This window comes from Streptomyces sp. NPDC048331, from assembly GCF_043201215.1.
GTDB lineage: Bacteria > Actinomycetota > Actinomycetes > Streptomycetales > Streptomycetaceae > Streptomyces.
This window is the reverse complement of the sequence record NZ_JBICYT010000101.1, coordinates 1-2,203: the sequence shown is the minus strand read 5'-3', so window position 1 is coordinate 2,203 and position 2,203 is coordinate 1. Positions and strand designations below refer to the sequence as shown.

Here is a 2,203-nt window from a genome sequence, read left to right as displayed (position 1 = left end):
TTGGTGCTGGTCATGAGGGGGTGGTTCTCCTGTCGTGCCCTCTCAGGCTAACCCGACGAAGCGGGACGTCTCACCCAAGGCTGACAGAGAGGGGGTGGCTGGTACCACCTGGTGGGCAGCTCTGCGTCGGCCGCCTGCACAGACTGCTGCTTCAAGTCGCAAGCCAACGAACAGGAGAATGTCTCTCCCCATCGCCCGGAAGGTCCGCCACAGGCGAGGGCTGACCCGGCCCGGGAACCGGGCGGCGAGTGCGGACTTCGTCCGCCGGGACTTCACCGCCGAGGAACCGGACCTGGTGTGGTGCGGGGATATGACGGAGATCGTCACCGGTGAGGGGAAGCTCTACCTGATCTTCCACAGCGACCGCGGCAGCGAGTCCACTTCACGGAAGTTCCGGAGTGCCTGCCGCAAGCTCGGCGTCACCCAGTCGATGGGCCGTGTTGGGTCGTGCTTCGACAACGCCGTCAGCGAGGCGTTCAACAGCGTCCTGAAGGTCGAGTACGTCCACCGGCACGCCTTCGCCACCCGCACCGAGGCCCGGATCAGGATCGCGACCTGGATCACCGACTTCTACAACGCAAGACGGCTACACAGCGTGTGCGGCTGGAAGAGCCCGATCGACTACGAACACGACTACAGGGCCGGCCTCACCGAGGAACTGGCTGCATAGGAAGGTCTCCACGAAACGAGGGGATTGACAGGCTTCGGCACCCCATGGCGTGGGATGAGCCAGGCCACGCGCTGATACGCAATAATCGCGCGAGTGTGGGGGCACGTATGGCACGACCGCTCCGGCCTCGTCATCGGCCAGCCTGCCGCCAGCGTGCGGCGGGTGTGATCACGTTGGTGCTCAGGTTGAAGCATCGGGTCTGAGACGCTGTTGTCTTTCCGAGTCTGACGACTGTGTTTTCGCTGGTCAGGGGTAGGGGTGGCATCGGTGTGGGAGTGATGGGGTGTCGTTTCGTCGCTCTCGTGGAGGTCGCGGATGCCGTCGGTTGTCGGACTGCTGGAACAGCACGAGCGTGCCGCTCGTCGTCGTGTGGACGGGCTGCGTGAGGAAGCGGACCGCATCCAGGCCGAGCTCGCGGTGGCCGAGCAGGAGTGGTCGGAGTGGATGATCGCCCGCGAGCGTGTCGGTGCGGTGCTGTCCGCGCCGGGCGGTGACTCAGCCGGTGTTGTTGCCACCGACGTGCCGGAGGGTGTTGTGACGGGAGCCGAGATGGAGGCATCTCCGCCTCTGGCGGTGAAGGCGAGGTCACAGGTTCCGATGTGGCGCGAGGGGCTGGCCGCGACGGCACTGTCGGTGGACTACCAGCGCATCCTGGCCTCGGTCGAGGATCGGGTCCGTCTCGGTCAAGGGCCGCTGACCTGTCAGGAGATGGCCACCGCGTTCGGCCTGGACGTGGTGCCTGCCAAGGTGGAGGGGCTCCGGTCGAAGGCGAAACGCCTGGTCTCGCGGGGCTGGCTGGTCGAGCCGGCACCGGGCCGGTTCACCCTCGCGCGGAGCGTGAGCGGGCCAGGCGGCGGGTCATGATCATGGTCATCGACCAGTAGATCATCGCCTCGGCGCTGCTGGTGGATCGTTCGAAGTCACGGACCAGGCGGCGGCTTCGCATCAGGTGGGCGAAGAGCCGCTCGACGATCCACCGCTTGGGCAGCACCACGAAGCCGCGCATGTCGTCGCTCCGCTTGACGATCGCCAGGACCAGCGCGAGGGCGGACAGGCAGTGCTTGACGAGGCTGCCGGTGTAGCCGCCGTCGGCCCAGACGAGTTCCAGCCGGTGGTGAGCGTCGGTCACCCGCTCGAGCAGCACCTTCGCTGCGGCGCGGTCGCCGATGTCCGCCGCGGTGACCATTACGCCCAGCAGCAGGCCGAGGGTGTCGACCACCACGTGCCGTTTGCGGCCGTTGACCAGCTTCCCGCCGTCGAAACCGCGGCTGTCGGCGCCGACGACGGCGTCCGCCTTGACGGACTGCGAGTCGATCACGCCGGCCGTCGGTTCCGTATCTCGCCCCGACTCCTCGCGGACCCGGCCGCGCAGTCGGTCGTGGAACTCTCTGACCAGCGCGTGGTCGCGCCAGCGGCGGAAGAACGCATAGACCCGGTCCCTACAAGTTACGTGGAATCTGGTGTCGCAGGATGCGTCTCGTATCCTGCGGCGTTCCCACGTACTGAGGAGATCCTTTGGGCAGCGCGGTGGTG

General features: G+C 66.9%; 3 protein-coding genes. 2 read left to right on the top strand and 1 reads right to left on the bottom strand.

Annotated elements, in window-relative coordinates:
• Window positions 1–178 precede the first annotated feature (178 nt).
• Window positions 179–670: an integrase core domain-containing protein gene (locus ACGFYY_RS42320; RefSeq protein WP_393717976.1), complete on the top strand. Its 492-nt coding sequence runs from the start codon at window positions 179–181 to the stop codon at window positions 668–670.
• 315 nt (window positions 671–985) lie between these two features.
• Window positions 986–1,534, top strand: coding sequence for a hypothetical protein (locus ACGFYY_RS42315; protein ID WP_393717974.1), 549 nt, complete (start codon window positions 986–988; stop codon window positions 1,532–1,534).
• Here ACGFYY_RS42315 and ACGFYY_RS42310 read toward each other — a convergent pair.
• Complete coding sequence (locus ACGFYY_RS42310; RefSeq protein ID WP_393717978.1) at window positions 1,491–2,066, bottom strand: transposase; 576 nt, start codon at window positions 2,064–2,066, stop codon at window positions 1,491–1,493. The genes ACGFYY_RS42315 and ACGFYY_RS42310 overlap by 44 nt on opposite strands.
• Between the last annotated feature and the right edge of the window lie 137 nt (window positions 2,067–2,203).

Coding starts and splice junctions, on each gene's coding strand:
- ACGFYY_RS42320 (WP_393717976.1), top strand. CDS start 179: ATGTCTCTCCCCATCGCCCGGAAGGTCCGCCACAGGCGAGGGCTGACC.
- ACGFYY_RS42315 (WP_393717974.1), top strand. CDS start 986: ATGCCGTCGGTTGTCGGACTGCTGGAACAGCACGAGCGTGCCGCTCGT.